The following is a 15,970-nucleotide window of genomic DNA, read 5'->3' as shown; positions in this document are numbered from 1 at the left end:
TTTTAAATAACATTATGTGTTTTTATGATATTATATTTTCATGAGTCAAATTACCGTTCAATGCCACCTAGTTGCCAGTGAATCTACCCGCCGTCAACTCTGGAAATTGATGGCAGAATTAAACACGCCGCTAATTAACGAACTACTACAACAGCTTAGTAAACATCCTGATTTCGAGAAATGGCGCAAAAATGGCAACCTGCCGTCAAGCGTTGTTAGTAAACTTTGCAAACCACTAGAAACTGATCCTCGTTTTGCCGGACAACCAAGCCGTTGTTATTCATCCGCGATTTATGTAGTGGACTACATCTACAAGTCGTGGTTGACAATCCAGAAACGACTACAGCAGCAGCTAGATGGTAAAATACGCTGGTTAGAAATGCTCAATAGCGATGCTGAATTGGTTGAAACCACTGGTTACAGCTTAGAAGCTATTCGCGCCAAAGCTGTGGAGATTTTGACAACAGCAACACCAACATCTGAAGCTGACGCTTCGTCAAATAAAAGAAGAAACACCAAGAAATCCAAAAAAGCGTCAGCTTCCAATCCTGAGAAGAGTGTATCTCATAAATTATTTGACGCTTACCAACAAACTGACGATACACTCAGCCGTAGTGCCATCAGCTATCTACTAAAAAATGGCTGTAAATTGAATGACAAAGAAGAAGACCCAGAAAAATTTGCTCAACGTCGCCGTAAGCTAGAAATACAGATTCAAAGGCTAACAGACAAGTTAACCAGTCGAATTCCCAAAGGTCGAGATTTAACCAAAGCTAAATGGCTGGAAACACTTTTCACCGCCACAACCAATGTTCCAGAAGACAACACTGAAGCCAAATGCTGGCAGGATATTCTGTTAAGCCGATCAAGTTCTCTTCCTTTTCCCCTGATTTTTGAAACGAACGAAGACCTAGTTTGGTCAAAAAATGAAAAAGGTAGGCTGTGCGTTCACTTCAACGGCTTGACTGACTTAACTTTTGAAGTATACTGCGATAGTCGTCAACTGCACTGGTTTAAACGCTTCTTAGAAGACCAACAGACTAAACGCAAAAGCAAAAATCAGTATTCCAGTGCCTTGTTCACTCTCAGAAATGGTCGTATAGGTTGGCAAGAAGGAGAGGGTAAGGGTGAACCTTGGCTTAACCGATTGACCCTTTCTTGCTGTGTTGATAATCGCCTGTGGACTGCTGAGGGCACAGAACAAGTTCGCCAACAGAAAGCAGAGGAGATTGCCAAAATACTCACCAACATGAAGAAGAAGAGTGATTTAACCGATAACCAGCAAGCATTTATTCAGCGTAAACAAACAACACTGACTCGCTTGAACAATTCCTATGATCGTCCTAGTCAACCCCTGTACCAAGGTCAATCACATATTTTAGTGGGAGTAAGCTTAGGGTTAGAAAAACCTGCCACAGTAGCCGTAGTCGATGCCAGTGCAAATAAAATCTTAGCTTACCGCAGTATTAAACAACTACTTGGTGAAAATTACGAACTCTTGAATCGCCAAAGAAAACAACAGCGATATTTATCTCACCAACGACATAAAGCCCAAAAAAGTTTCTCATCCAATGAGTTTGGCACATCTGAGTTAGGACAGTATATAGACAGATTATTAGCAAAAGAAATAGTTGCGATCGCCCAAACCTACAAAGCTGGCAGTATTGTCTTACCCAAGCTAGGAGATATGCGGGAGATTATCCAGAGTGAAATTCAATCTCTAGCAGAAGCAAAATGTCCTGGCTCCATGGAAATCCAGAAAAAATACGCTAAACAGTATCGAATAAACGTCCATCAATGGAGTTATGGAAGACTGATTCAGAGTATTCAAAGTAAAGCTGCTCAAGTAGGAATTGTCATAGAAGAAGGGAAACAGCCTACTCGTGCTAGTCCTCAAGATCAAGCCAAAGAATTAGCTTTCTGTGCTTATCATCTCCGACTAACCAAACATAGTTGACAAATATATATCCGAACCTTGAAAATAAAATAGATATAACAGCGCCGCAATTCATACTCTTTTGAGTCTCTGAATTGTGAAAAATATGGGTTAGTTTGACTGTAGCAATATAGTCTTGCTTTCTGACCCTAGTAGCTACTCACCCTGATGCTGCTGTCTTAGGACAGGATAGGTGCGCTCCCAGCAATAAGGGCGCGGATGTACTGCTGTAGTGGCTACCGAATCACCTCCGACCAAGGGGGAACCCTCCCAATTCTTATTTTTTTTTGGCAAACCAAAGCGAGGGCAAAAACCCTGGGGGATCTGCCAAAATCTTGAAACCCTTGTCCAGTAATTATTTGACTCATTTGAGAATTAATGAATGTCCTCAGTTGAGAGCAAAAAAACAAGTTTTTAAACAGGTCTGCCAAAATCGCATTTGGAAACCTGTATTGGCAAGGGACTAGACGGGCGCGGTTTCAACAACCATCCCGACTAGGGGTGGGTTGAAAGTTTTCAGATTCTTTGATAACTTCAATCATGTTTTCTTGGTTTCAACAACCATCCCGACTAGGGGTGGGTTGAAAGCAATTCATCGTTGTAGTTAGCTTGGAGGGATTCTAGGTTTCAACAACCATCCCGACTAGGGGTGGGTTGAAAGAGATAGGGATTCTCCCAATCCGCAAGTACCCCTAACCGTTTCAACAACCATCCCGACTAGGGGTGGGTTGAAAGTCAATCATCAACAACCCTCCTAGTACCGGGTGGGTTAAAAAAATCAAGCGTGGGTAAACACGATAAAAATCTAATTGACGGTAAGACTTGTGCGAGGGTTGAAAGATAGGAGTTCGATTCTCATAATATCTATAGCTGTAATAGCAAAATCAACATTAGGCAAGCTATTGAAGCGCCTAGATGCAAGGCTATAATGCTACAATAGACTAGTTTAGTAAACCAATAAACACGATGACAACAATTTGTCACTGGCTTTCTAAATACATTCTTTTGTCTCTAGCGACAGCAATTAGTCACCGATGACAACAATTAGTCACAGATGACATATAATTAGTCACTGTACACCAACTATAACATATACTTCTGAGAATATTGACATGGGCAGGAGGAGAATCGAACTCCTATGACCGCAAGGCCGCCACATTTTGAGTGTGGTGCGTCTACCAGTTTCGCCACCCGCCCTTATTTCCAACTTTATTAGTATATCCTATTTCACTGAATTTGCAACTAGTCAATCAAAAAAATCCAGAAGGGGAAAATTTCCGAAAATTTCTGCTCAAGGTACTTGACATTACCCAGGGATAGGCTGTTATATTAACATAGTGTAAATCGTTGGGGCGTAGCCAAGTGGTAAGGCAGCGGGTTTTGGTCCCGCCATCCCTAGGTTCGAATCCTAGCGCCCCAGTAAATAAGGAGTAGATAAATCTACTCCTTATTTTTTTATTTTTCAGGGGACTTTAAAGCTTGATCTAAAATTTGCCGGGCGTGTTCTGCTTTAGCTCTAGCTTCCTGATAGCGTAAATTAGCCTGGGCAAAGTTTTTCAGGACTTTAAAACCTTCCTTGAGGCGATTAATTTCCTCTTCAGTTACTGCATTATCTGAAAACAAAACATCAATAGCCTGACGAATTTCTAGGGCTTCGGCGCGTGATTCCTGCACCTTCAGCTTGAGTGTGGCCAGATTGTTCAAAATCTGAACAGCTTCTGTAATACTGTCCTCACTACTGACAGAGAAATTTGTCTGTGGTTTCACCTCAATTAATTGTTGAGGACCAAACCCCTCCTCCAATTCTGTGGGTAACTTACCAGCATCCATCAATTCCATCAGCTGATCCATGGCTTTATCACGGGCTTTGGCTGAATCCTTTCCAGAAACAGTGAGCATAATTTCTGGACTTTGAGCGAGAGTATACTGAACCATACTTAGAACAGAAAAATTGCTGATTAACCAAGCCAAGCCCCATGATCATAACATGAAGGCAGCACCAGGAACTCCCAGGGGAAAGATGAAAATAAAACTCTATACTGAAAGAGGGATATAAGTAAATTTTCACAGGAGGGAAGATTAGTGACTCCTAATCCCACCATCATGCAAGCTGTAGAAAAACTCGGTTACCGAGTTACTGTTGGTGATGTCTCAAGTCACGCTGGCTTAAATTTAGCTGAGGCGGGACAAGGTTTATTAGCCTTGGCTTCCGATGCTGGCGGACATTTACAAGTTGCAGAAACAGGGGACATTGTTTACCAATTTCCACGAGATTTCCGGGAAATATTACGTAAGAAATACTTGCAGATACGGTTGCAGGAATGGTGGAAAAAGGTCTGGGGAGTTCTTTTTTACCTGATTCGGATTTCTTTTGGGATTTTCTTAATTATTTCTATTGTCCTGATTACTGTGACGATTATGATCATTGTGACTGCTGGGAGTTCAGATCGCAATGGGAACAATCGAGGCCGCAGTTCTGGGGGTGGTGGGGTGTTCTTTTTCCCCTTCCCAGATCTATTTTGGTATTTTAGCCCCAATTATCGCCCCCGCCACCAACAAAGGCATTATCAAAGACAGCGAGGAAGTAGGCAAGAAAGTAACTTGAATTTCTTGGAAGCTGTATTTTCCTTTTTATTTGGCGATGGTAATCCTAATGCTAATTTAGAACAACGGCGATGGCAAGAAATCGCTACTGTGATTCGGAATCATCATGGTGCTGTGGTAGCAGAACAAATTGCTCCCTATCTGGATGACCTTGGGGAAAGTTATACACGGGAGTATGAAGATTATATGCTGCCTGTGCTAACTCGTTTTCATGGACAACCAGAAGTCAGCCCAGAAGGACAGATTGTCTATTATTTCCCAGAGTTGCAAGTTAAAGCCAAGGAAACAAGCCCTGAGTTAGTACCAACCCATTTAGAAGAGTATCCTTGGCGTTTTAGTGCTGCAGGTGCGGGACAAATTATCCTTGCTGCTGGTTTGGGTGTACTCAATTTTGTGGCGGCCTTAATATTGGGAGGTTTAATAGCCGATGGGACAGCGGCTGCGGAATTGGGGGGATTAGTAGCTTTTGTGGAGGGGATTTATTGGCTATTGTTGGGTTATGGTGCGGGTTTTTTAGGTATCCCTCTAGTACGTTATTTTTGGATTCAATGGCGCAATCAAAAAATTGCTGCACGTAATGGCGATCGCTTGTCTCGGACTCAACTATTAGCAAATCCACAGGAAAGTTTACAGCGCAAAATCGACTACGCACAGCAATTTGCCACAGAAAAGGTCATCGGTAGTGAAGATGTAGTTTATTCTACCGAGACCGACTTAATCGACCAAGAAATTGAGGGTACTGGGACTAGCAATCTATCAGCACAAATAGAAGCTGAATGGCAAAGGCGTTTACAGGAAGGCAGCCAAGAGTAAATAACTTACCTGGCCTTAATTGGGGTCAGGGTTACCCCTTGGTAGTAATGTCCTAAAATTTGCAGGTAGTTGGCTCCTTGTCGAGCCAAATTATAGGCTCCCCACTGGCTCATTCCTAGGCCATGACCAAACCCTAGACCTTGGAGGACAAAATTACCATTTGCGCCTTTAGTGATATTAAAGCGAGTGCTTCTGAGTCTGAGTGCAGTTCGCACCTCTTCCCCTCTGAGTACTCTTGTACCTTGGTCACCCACAATTTTGAGAGCTTTCACACTTCGGAACGGTGAGAAGGCTTGTGGAATCATATGTTTGACGTTACCAATACCGGATATTTTAGAGCTAATTTCATCGGGGGAAAGGGTTTGTACCCAGTTGCAAGCGCTGATATTTTGATCATAGTCTTCAACAGCACGCAAGTAAGCTAGGGGTTTTCCCCAAACATCTTCGACATTTTCTGTATGTCCCCCAGAACAAGCGTGAAAGACTGAAAGAATAATTTGATTGTTATGTGTTAATACTTTCCCCGCTGTAGAATTAACTGCGGCATAAGTAGCGGGAGATTCCCTGGCGACTCCTGGATAAATTTGCCAACGGTCTGGAGTAGCTCCTAAGTCATAGGTGGGATGATGGCGCCGTTCCTGGCGTTTGTAGAGTGCATAGGTACGAGCGGCGATCGCTTGGGCTTTGAGGGCTTCCTGAGGCCATCTAGAATCCATTTCGCCACCGATGACACTGTAAAGATATTCTTCTAAGTCAACCCAGTTAATCACATCTAAGCCTTGATCTGTGGGCACAACCAGGGCTTTACCACGATACCAGCGATCGCCAATATAAACAAATCCCTTATCTGTCGGCGCAATCCAAAACAAGCCAGATTCCCACCTATTGAGCGCCACACCACCGGGGATACTTTGGGCTGCAAATGAACTCATCGCCGGTAATTTTCCCAGAGTCTTACCCTTACTATCCTTCACAACTGCGGTGGTGGAACTACCCACTTGCACCTGATTCACTCCCTTCTCAATTGCCACGCGCAGGATTACAGATGCTTGAGCCGGGGCTACCAAAACCATCCACAAAAAGATACCTATCCACCAATGACGTACTTTCAGCTGGGAACATAAAGAGCCTAATAACAGTTGAAATTTCATAGGGATAATTTAAATCACATTATTTAAGCAAATATCTGTGATGATGTCTACCACCTCAGATGAGACTATTATCTGACCTGAGAAGTTGCCACTTGTTTACATCCTCATCCCTTAACTACCCGTGAGAATTACTCCCATAGTTAGCAACAATTCCCAGTAAATTTAACTGGCTCAAAACTTCTATAGCTTGGGTTAATTGATTAGCAGTCACTTGACCAATCCGCGACACCATGACAATCGCTTGAGAGCATGATGCCAAAATTCTCGAGTCCACTGTACCCAAAATGGGCGGAGCATCAATGAGCACTAAATCATAGGTCTGCTCAAACAACTTCAGCAGTTGTCTCATTCGCTCTTGAGTCAGCGCTTGCATAGTGTCTTCTGGTGTAGGGCCAGCCGTCAAAATATCAATAGAGGGGTGAATCGGTTGGATATAATCTTGAACTTGGGTATTTGTGTCATCGATTAATAACACAGATAATCCCCATTCATTAGATAGGTGGAAGTTTTTGTGTAGGTGGGGAGAATCCAAGTTAGCATCAATCAATAAGACGCGGCGATGCATCCGCGCCGCACTTGCAGCCAGCCCCAGGGCTAAGGTGGTCTTACCTTCTCTAGAGATTGCTGAGGTTAACATCAGGGACTGGCAAGGCTGAGAATGCTGGAATATTTGCAGGTTTTGGTATAATATGTCAAAACTTTTGTGCCCAGGTAAGCAAGTATTAGTTTGTAACAAAGGCGGGAAATTTTCCTGTTGACGCCAAAACCATCTCACGAAGGGCTTTTTCACACCAGAGAACGGTAATTTTGGCACTGACCCCAGTAGTCTCAATTGGGTCAGCTTCTGTAACTGGTTAACAGAATATATAGTATGGTCTGATATTGACCAAATCACCGAGAGGGCAATACCCGCAATGGGACTAACTACAATTCCCCCCAGCAAGAGTATTGCTCTAGGGTCACTTGTAGAACTTCCTAAAGCTGGTTCCTCTAAGATTTGCCAATCAAATCCCCCCTGAGAAATCTTTAATCCCAAAAACTGCTGAGTCTGGAGTAATTGCTCCAGTATTCTACTTTGAGTTTCTACTGCTGTTAGTAGGCGGTTGTACTCAGCTATGAGGCTGGGGTATTTGCTCAGTTGGGACTTGAGTTGTTTCTCGGATTCAGATAAACTATTACTTTGGGCTGTCAGTCCTTGCAAAACTGTTTGCACCTGAATAAACTCTTGTACCAGGGTAGAATTAACTTCCGCGTTTTGTCCTTGTATGAAGGCTAATTTTCTGGTGTCACTAACATTCTGGACATCTTTAATATCTAGTAATTTTTTCCTCTCTTGCTCTAACAGCGCCTTTTGACTCTGATATTGCTGTCTGAGCTGTTCTAAGATTGGCGACTCCTCTGTATAACGCATTGTCTCCCTAGCAATGGCTAGTTGAGTATTTTCCACTGCACCCAGTAGGGATTGGTAACCAGTTGATTCCTGTAAACGAGAAGCAATTTTGGCATCCTGGGATAACTCAGCGATTTTTTGTTCTAGATTATTGTACCGAGCTTGTAAATCTTTGATCTGTGCGCGGGTAATTTGTTGCTGTTTTTGAACATCAGCAAGAGATGCTAGGAGAATTTTACTTTCTACTTCCGGGTCAACTAGATGATGCTGGTGGCGAAAATCTTCTAAGTTTTTCTCAGCTTGACTCAGATGTTGTTTAGTCTGAGGTAAGCGTGCGCTCACAAAACTTAGTCCTTGCTGTAGTCGTTCTTGTTGTTGCTGTTGATTATACTCTTGATAAACTTTTTGTAGAGCTTGCAGCACTCTTTGTGTTTTTACCGGATCAGGATCATTAAAAGAAACTTCAAATATTTGACTAGGACTTTGATAAACTCCAGATATACCTTGTAATTGGTTGACTACTAGAGGTGTTTTTTTGTTGTTTTTACTGTTACCTTTAATATCTTCTAAGGTGATATGTGGATAATCAGAGCGGAGAATATCTACAGCTTTCTGGAGCAATTTAGAACTCATCATCATTTTGATCTGGCTGTTGTGTTCAAATACTGGTGAGTCCGGTGTGGTTACGCCACCCAAGCTATCAGTTGACTCATTATTTGCACTTAGGGGAATATTCTTGACTCTCGCACCCGTGTATAAATTAGAGTTGACTAATATCTGCATTGAGCTTTGATAATTAGGTTTGATATTCAGAGCCAAGAAGCCAGCCACTGACATGAATAGACAGGAAATACCTAGGGAAAAAAAGCGTCGGTGAAGTAAAATTTCAGGTAGTCTTCTGAGATTCACTGGTTTTATTGAAGAGTAATGAACCAGTTGGTTTTGATTCATATTTGTGTTACGCACTAGCAAATTCCTCTAATATATAAATCCAGAAACACTATATATGAAAGATTATGTGCTGCTAAAAAATGATGTTTTTTCACCCTATAGATTCCCTATCTTACTAGAGGTTGCTGGTTTCTATTGTGAAGATTGTGTATAACCTATAATTTGGCAATTTTTGTTACTTATAGCCTTTTAGTGTGTCTAATAAAGTACACACCAATTTGCCCCCCTCTGTTCCCTCAAACTAAAAAACTTTGTACCTTACGAGCATGGGAAATGCTATATATTAATTAAGGGTGGGTTAGCAATGGCTTACCCACCCTCATATGTGCAGAATTAATAGGGGGTTACTCACCCGCCCTAATCAATGGCTTAATAAGGCCACTTCCAATCGCGGATTTCCGGCATATCTTCGCCGTGTTCCTGAATGTATTGCTTATGTTCAATCAGCTTGTCTTCTAACATCTGTTTCACATAAGCAGCTTTATAACCTAGTTTTGGCACGCGGTCAATTACGTCCATCACCAAGTGGAAGCGGTCAAGATCATTGAGCACAACCATATCAAAGGGTGTGGTGGTGGTTCCTTCTTCCTTATAACCACGCACATGTAGGTTTTTGTGGTTGGTGTGGCGATAGGTCAGACGATGGATTAACCAAGGATAACCATGGAAGGCAAAGATAATTGGTTTATCAGTGGTAAAAATTGTATCAAATTCTTTACCGCTTAAACCGTGGGGATGCTCAGTTTGTGGTTGTAGTTTCATCAAGTTGACGATGTTGACTACCCGCACTTTTAATTCTGGGAAGTGCTGACGCAGAATATCGACTGCGGCTAAGGTTTCTAAGGTGGGAACATCCCCAGCACAAGCCATAACTACATCTGGTTCGCTACCTTGATCATTACTAGCCCATTCCCAAATACTCAGGCCTTTGGTACAGTGCTTAATAGCAGCATCCATGTCTAAGTATTGCAATGATGGCTGTTTTCCAGCAACTATGACATTGACGTATTGGCGACTTCTCAAGCAATGGTCTGTTACGGACAGCAGAGTATTAGCATCGGGGGGAAGATAGACGCGGATAATCTCGGCTTTTTTGTTGAGTACATGGTCGATAAAACCAGGGTCTTGGTGAGAAAATCCGTTATGGTCTTGTCGCCAAACGTGAGAGGTGAGTAAATAGTTCAGAGAAGCAATGGGTCGCCGCCAGGGAATATCATTGGTAGTCTTGAGCCATTTAGCGTGCTGGTTAAACATCGAGTCGATGATGTGGATAAACGCCTCATAGCAGGAGAAGAAGCCATGACGACCTGTAAGTAAGTATCCTTCTAACCAACCTTGACAATTAGTTTCACTGAGCACCTCCATCACCCGACCATTGGGGGACAGGTTTTCGTCTTCTGGAAGGATATCCGCTACCCACGTCCGGTCTGTGACTTCTAGCACCGCACCCAGTCGATTTGAGGCGGTTTCGTCAGGGCCAAATACCCGAAAGTTGCGGCTTTCTGCGTTGAGTTGCATCACGTCCCGCAGGAAGTTTCCGGTTACTTGGGTCGCTTGAGCATAAGTTGTCCCCGGTTTGGCGATCGCCACAGCGTACTCTGTGAAGTTAGGCATTTTTAAGTCCCGCAGGAGAATACCGCCGTTGGTGTGGGGATTGTCCCCCATGCGTCGATGTCCTTGGGGCGCTAGTTCTGCTAGTTCAGGGATGAGTTTACCGTTAGCATCGAAGAGTTCTTCGGGTTTGTAACTCTTCATCCAGTCTTCTAGTAATTTCAGGTGTTCTGGGTTCCCGACTACGTTACCAAAGGGTACTTGATGCGATCGCCAATAGTCTTCGGTTTTTTTCCCGTCTACTTCTTTGGGTCCTGTCCAACCTTTGGGGGTTCTCAGGATAATCATCGGCCACTGGGGACGTTTGCTAGTCTGGCTATAACCATGTACCCTGGCTTCTCTTTGGATGCTGTGAATTTCGGCGATCGCAGTTTCTAAAATTGCCGCCATTTGCTGGTGTACATCCGCGGGGTCTCTACCTTCTACAAAGTAAGGTTTATAACCATAACCTAAAAATAGGTTTTCTAATTCTTCATGACTCAACCTGGCTAGAATGGTGGGGTTAGCTATTTTATAGCCGTTGAGGTGTAATATAGGCAGCACTGCGCCATCATTGACAGGGTTAAGAAACTTATTAGAATGCCAACTGGTGGCTAAGGCTCCCGTTTCCGCTTCGCCGTCACCCACAACCGCCGCTACAATTAAATCAGGGTTGTCAAAAGCAGCACCATAGGCATGAACCAGAGCATAACCCAATTCTCCACCTTCGTGAATTGAACCAGGGGTTTCTGGTGCAACGTGGCTAGGAATACCACCGGGAAAAGAGAACTGTTTAAACAGTTTCTTCATTCCCTCTACATCTTGGGAAATGTTGGGGTAGTATTCGCTATATGTCCCTTCCAGGTAAGTATTAGCCACTAGTCCCGGTCCCCCATGACCAGGACCGGCGATATAAATCATATTCAGGTCATACTTTTTAATTACCCGGTTGAGATGAACATAAATAAAGTTCAACCCCGGTGTTGTTCCCCAGTGTCCTAATAGTCTGGGTTTGACGTGTTCAGATTTTAAAGGTTCTCGCAGTAGGGGATTATCAAACAGATATATTTGCCCCACTGAAAGATAGTTAGCTGCACGCCAGTATGCGTTTATTTTCTCCAGTTCTTCTGCGCCTAAAGGCTTTATTTGTGCGGGACTTGCTAAAGTCATATCACACTCCATTGTCAAATTATTCTGATAACTCTATGGATTTATCGTTAACATTCCCTGGGAACTAACGACAAATTTCTCAAAAATTTCAAAGCTGAATTTACTTCTACAATTAGGTAATTTTTAACAGGTCTGACAGGATAGTATGATGATTTTTCTCCACAATTACAACAGGAATACATTGTTAACCTTCCGTTAACTTTCTATGCTGTCTCCATGAAACACTAACAGATTTAGTATCGAATGGAAACATTTTTCATGTTAAGAAAGATTTTCGTGTTTAGGTTGATTTTAAGGTTGATTTTAAGTTTGATTTAATCTTCTGTGTCTAAGCATAGAAAAGTACCTGATGATCCCCAGAAAATTTCCTTCCTTAACAATTGATAAGTATTACTTGGGGTAGATGCAGATTTGGGACTGGTAATAATGAGGTTGGATATTCTCCAGTGGTATAATCAAACGATAGTACGTAAGTTCTAATATAACCGTTGTCAAGATAGTATTATTAAGAATTATTACTATAGGACTTTTACCCCGCCGATATGTTAGATCACACCCCCTGCTTAAATGGCCATCTTCCTCACGCTCACGACAACAGCCAGAATACTATCCGCATTCGGGGTGCTAGACAGCATAATCTCAAAAATATAGACTTGGAATTACCACGCGATCGCCTGATTGTATTTACTGGGGTTTCTGGTTCGGGTAAATCTTCCTTAGCCTTTGATACCATTTTCGCTGAGGGTCAACGGCGTTATGTAGAATCTCTGAGCGCCTACGCGCGGCAGTTTTTAGGTCAATTAGATAAACCGGATGTGGAGGCCATCGAGGGGTTAAGTCCGGCCATTTCCATTGACCAAAAATCTACTTCCCATAACCCCCGTTCTACCGTGGGGACAGTCACGGAAATTTACGATTATTTACGGTTATTGTTTGGTCGCGCTGGTGAACCCCATTGTCCCATATGCGATCGCTCCATTGCACCCCAGACCATTGACCAGATGTGCGATCGCATTTTGGAATTACCAGACCGTACCCGGTTTCAAATTCTCGCCCCCGTAGTGCGGGGGAAAAAAGGGACTCACCGCAAGCTGTTATCGAGTCTCGCTGCTCAAGGTTTTGTCCGGGTGCGTGTAGATGGGGAAGTGCGGGAACTGTCCGACTCCATAGAACTAGATAAAAATATTACTCACACTATAGAAGTTGTCATTGACCGCTTAGTGAAAAAAGACAGTATTCAAGAGCGTTTAGTAGATTCTCTTTCTACGTGCCTTAAACAGTCCGGTGGTATTGCTCACATTTTGGTCAGTCACAGCGAGGAGCAAGAAGAAGAATTAGTATTTTCAGAAAACTTCGCTTGTCCAGTCCATGGGGCGGTAATGGAAGAATTATCGCCGCGGTTGTTCTCCTTTAACTCTCCTTATGGCGCTTGTCCCCATTGTCACGGCATAGGCAGTTTAAAAACATTTAGCCCAGATTTGATTATACCTGACCCGGAATCGCCAATGTATGCGGCGATCGCCCCTTGGTCGGAAAAAGAAAACTCCTATTATCTAGATTTGCTTTACACTTTAGGACAGGCTCACGGGTTTGAACTCCAAACTAAGTGGAATCAGCTAACAGCAGAACAACAGCAAACCGTGCTGTATGGCGAAAACCAAGAAAGAAAGCAGAATTTTAAAGGTGTAATCCCCATTTTACAACGGCAATATGAGGGGGGGTCAGAGTTAATTAAGCAGAAATTAGAACAGTATCTCATTGACCAACCCTGTGAGGTTTGTGGAGGAAAGCGCTTAAAACCCGAAGCTTTAGCGGTACGCTTGGGACAATATGGTATTTTAGAGCTAACTGGGGTTTCGATTCGGGATTGCCAAACCAGAATTGATCAGTTAAGATTAAGCGATCGCCAGCTGCAAATTGCCGATTTAGTTTTAAGAGAAATCAAAGCCAGATTGCAATTCTTACTAGATGTCGGCTTAGATTATCTCACCCTTGACCGTCCCGCCATGACCCTTTCCGGTGGGGAAGCCCAACGCATTCGTTTAGCGACTCAGATAGGTTCTGGTTTAACAGGGGTACTCTATGTTTTAGATGAACCCAGCATCGGGTTACATCAAAGAGACAACGGCCGCTTACTCAAAACCTTAACCAAATTACGCGACCTAGGTAACACCCTCATCGTAGTAGAGCATGACGAAGAAACCATCCGCGCTGCTGATCATATCGTTGATATTGGACCAGGTGCAGGAATCCACGGCGGAAATATTACCTCTCAAGGGGACCTAGAAACCCTACTCGCAGCGGAAGACTCTTTAACAGGTGCTTACTTATCGGGGAAACGAGTAATTACCACCCCAGCGCAACGAAGACAGGGGAACGGACGCAGTTTAGTAATTAAAAACGCCCATCGCAATAACTTAAAAAATATCGATGTGGAAATCCCCCTAGGTAAACTGGTCTCTGTCACCGGTGTTTCTGGTTCCGGGAAATCTACCCTAATTAACGAACTACTTTATCCCTCACTACAACATCATTTAACTAAGAAAGTCCCCCTACCCAAAAACTTACAAGAAATTCAGGGATTAAATGCAGTAGATAAAGCCATTGTCATCGACCAGTCACCCATAGGACGTACACCACGTTCCAACCCCGCTACCTATACAGGTATTTTCGATGCAATTCGGGATGTATTTTCCCAAACAGTGGAAGCCAAGGCCAGGGGATACAAACCCGGACAATTTTCTTTTAATGTCAAAGGTGGGCGTTGTGAAGCTTGTAGCGGTCAGGGTGTCAATGTCATTGAAATGAACTTTCTCCCGGATGTGTATGTACAGTGCGAAGTTTGTAAAGGCGCAAGATACAACCGGGAAACCTTACAGGTGAAATACAAAGATAAATCTATAGCAGACGTGCTGAATATGACCGTTGAGGAAAGTTTAGGGTTTTTCCAGAACATCCCCAAAGCTTTTACCCGATTGCAAACTTTATATGATGTCGGTTTAGGTTACATCAAACTCGGACAACCTGCTACCACCTTATCTGGTGGGGAAGCCCAACGGGTGAAATTAGCCACAGAACTATCTCGTCGCGCTACAGGTAAAACCCTGTATCTCATAGATGAACCCACCACCGGGTTATCTTTTTATGATGTCCATAAATTATTGGATGTATTGCAAAGGTTAGTTGACAAGGGGAACTCCATTTTAGTGATTGAACACAATTTAGATGTGATTCGTTGCGCTGACTGGGTAATTGATTTAGGTCCAGAAGGTGGAGATAAAGGCGGCGAAATCATTGCTGTGGGGACACCAGAGGAAGTTGCAACCAATCCTGTTTCTTATACGGGACAATATTTACAGCAGGTGTTAAAGCAGTATCCAGCGCGTTAAAAAAAATAAAAAAAATAAAAAAAAATAATATGACAAAACACTAGCCATCCCCAAAATTATATGCTATGCTGATAAACGATGAATAAGCATGGCTCAGTAGCTCAGTTGGTTAGAGCACGGGACTCATAAGCCTGGGGTCGTTGGTTCAAATCCGACCTGAGCCATTAGAGTAATTTTTAATGAATAACTCCTTACCCTTGGCGGCGCTACCCTGCTTGTAGTTATTCATACCATATTGTAATTCCCACTCAAACACATGAGACTCTGGAAAGTTTTCTCTGATTTGAAGCGAATCATCGTAAGTAATTAACCAAGGGTGAGCGCATCCTCTGACCAATTCCCCAAACCTTTGATGATTAAAACAGGTGTGCAAATCACCATCTTTACCATATAACCTGGATTTGGTAGCAGTAAAATAAGGCGGGTCTAAAAATATAAATAGGTTTTTACCCTCTGCTTTCAATAAGTCACCATAATCCAAGTTGGTAATTTTGACATCATCTGTTAGAATCTCCCCTAACTTTTCTAGGCGGTCTATGGAAGAGTAAGTAAAGCGTTTATGAAAAGCTTGTTCAGAAAATCCCCCAGATTCTACAGTACCAGAAAACGTAATTCTATTGAGAACAAAAAAGCGTACTGCTCTGTCAAAGTCAGATAAGTTATTGCTGTCTATACTGGTTAGTTCTGCAAAAAGGATTTTACCATCTGTAGATGTCTGTTTAATTTGGTGAATTTCTGTTAACAGCTGGGGTAAACGGGATTTTGCATATTTCCAAAACAGATATAACTCGCGGTTTAAATCATTAATCCAAATTTTCAGATGGGGATATTTTTGCTTTAAGTATATAAATACAGAACCACCACCCACAAAGGGTTCTCGAAATTCTGAAAAGCTTTCTGGTAAGTGTGCTGTTATTTGTTTAATGGCTTTTGACTTCCCACCTGGGTAACGCAATGGACTTTTGATCATGATTAT

8 protein-coding genes and 3 tRNA genes are annotated in these 15,970 nt (G+C 42.8%); 5 read left to right on the top strand and 6 right to left on the bottom strand.

The annotated features are described in order from the left end of the window. Positions 1-40: 40 nt before the first annotated feature. Entirely contained in the window at positions 41-1,957 is a 1,917-nt protein-coding gene (gene cas12k / locus IM676_RS04700) for a type V CRISPR-associated protein Cas12k (RefSeq protein ID WP_200989146.1), read from the top strand. A gap of 1,092 nt (positions 1,958-3,049) precedes the next feature. Here the strand turns inward: cas12k and IM676_RS04695 are convergent. After that, positions 3,050-3,133: transfer RNA gene (locus tag IM676_RS04695), tRNA-Leu, on the bottom strand. A 151-nt stretch (positions 3,134-3,284) separates the two neighbouring features. On the opposite strand from IM676_RS04695, the gene IM676_RS04690 reads away from it, so the two are divergent. Then, positions 3,285-3,356 (top strand) — tRNA-Gln (locus IM676_RS04690). Between the two features lie 35 nt (positions 3,357-3,391). On the opposite strand, the gene IM676_RS04685 is transcribed toward IM676_RS04690, so the two are convergent. Beyond that, positions 3,392-3,871, bottom strand: a complete 480-nt coding sequence (locus tag IM676_RS04685) for a hypothetical protein (protein WP_200989145.1) — start codon at positions 3,869-3,871, stop codon at positions 3,392-3,394. Positions 3,872-4,018: 147 nt separating this feature from the next. On the opposite strand from IM676_RS04685, the gene IM676_RS04680 reads away from it, so the two are divergent. Further along, positions 4,019-5,353 (top strand): hypothetical protein, encoded by a 1,335-nt coding sequence (locus tag IM676_RS04680; RefSeq protein ID WP_200989144.1) that lies wholly within the window; start codon positions 4,019-4,021, stop codon positions 5,351-5,353. Positions 5,354-5,358: 5 nt separating this feature from the next. Here the strand turns inward: IM676_RS04680 and IM676_RS04675 are convergent, their stop codons facing one another. The 3 genes from IM676_RS04675 to IM676_RS04665 all read right to left on the bottom strand — a co-directional run bounded on the left by IM676_RS04675 (position 5,359) and on the right by IM676_RS04665 (position 11,605). Continuing rightward, positions 5,359-6,504 carry a SpoIID/LytB domain-containing protein gene (locus tag IM676_RS04675; RefSeq protein ID WP_200989143.1) on the bottom strand — a complete coding sequence of 382 codons (1,146 nt, stop codon included), beginning with the start codon at positions 6,502-6,504 and terminating at the stop codon, positions 5,359-5,361. Between the two features lie 115 nt (positions 6,505-6,619). Then, positions 6,620-8,860 carry a GumC family protein gene (locus tag IM676_RS04670; protein WP_318780261.1) on the bottom strand — a complete coding sequence of 747 codons (2,241 nt, stop codon included), beginning with the start codon at positions 8,858-8,860 and terminating at the stop codon, positions 6,620-6,622. Between the two features lie 354 nt (positions 8,861-9,214). After that, positions 9,215-11,605, bottom strand: coding sequence for a phosphoketolase family protein (locus tag IM676_RS04665; protein WP_200989142.1), 2,391 nt, complete (start codon positions 11,603-11,605; stop codon positions 9,215-9,217). Positions 11,606-12,147: 542 nt separating this feature from the next. Between IM676_RS04665 and uvrA the strand changes: the two genes are divergently transcribed. Together uvrA and IM676_RS04655 are read left to right on the top strand one after the other, a co-directional pair. Next, on the top strand, positions 12,148-14,994 hold the full coding sequence (gene uvrA / locus IM676_RS04660; RefSeq protein WP_200989141.1) for an excinuclease ABC subunit UvrA: 2,847 nt from the start codon (positions 12,148-12,150) through the stop codon (positions 14,992-14,994). 90 nt (positions 14,995-15,084) lie between these two features. Then, a tRNA-Met gene (locus tag IM676_RS04655) sits at positions 15,085-15,158 on the top strand. On the opposite strand, the gene IM676_RS04650 is transcribed toward IM676_RS04655, so the two are convergent. After that, positions 15,140-15,964, bottom strand: a complete 825-nt coding sequence (locus tag IM676_RS04650) for a DNA adenine methylase (RefSeq protein WP_200989140.1) — start codon at positions 15,962-15,964, stop codon at positions 15,140-15,142. The genes IM676_RS04655 and IM676_RS04650 overlap by 19 nt on opposite strands. Positions 15,965-15,970: the final 6 nt, after the last annotated feature.

The sequence above is a fragment of the Anabaenopsis elenkinii CCIBt3563 genome (assembly GCF_015245355.1).
GTDB classification, from domain to species: domain Bacteria; phylum Cyanobacteriota; class Cyanobacteriia; order Cyanobacteriales; family Nostocaceae; genus Anabaenopsis; species Anabaenopsis elenkinii.
This window is presented reverse-complemented; position numbering and strand designations above follow the sequence as displayed.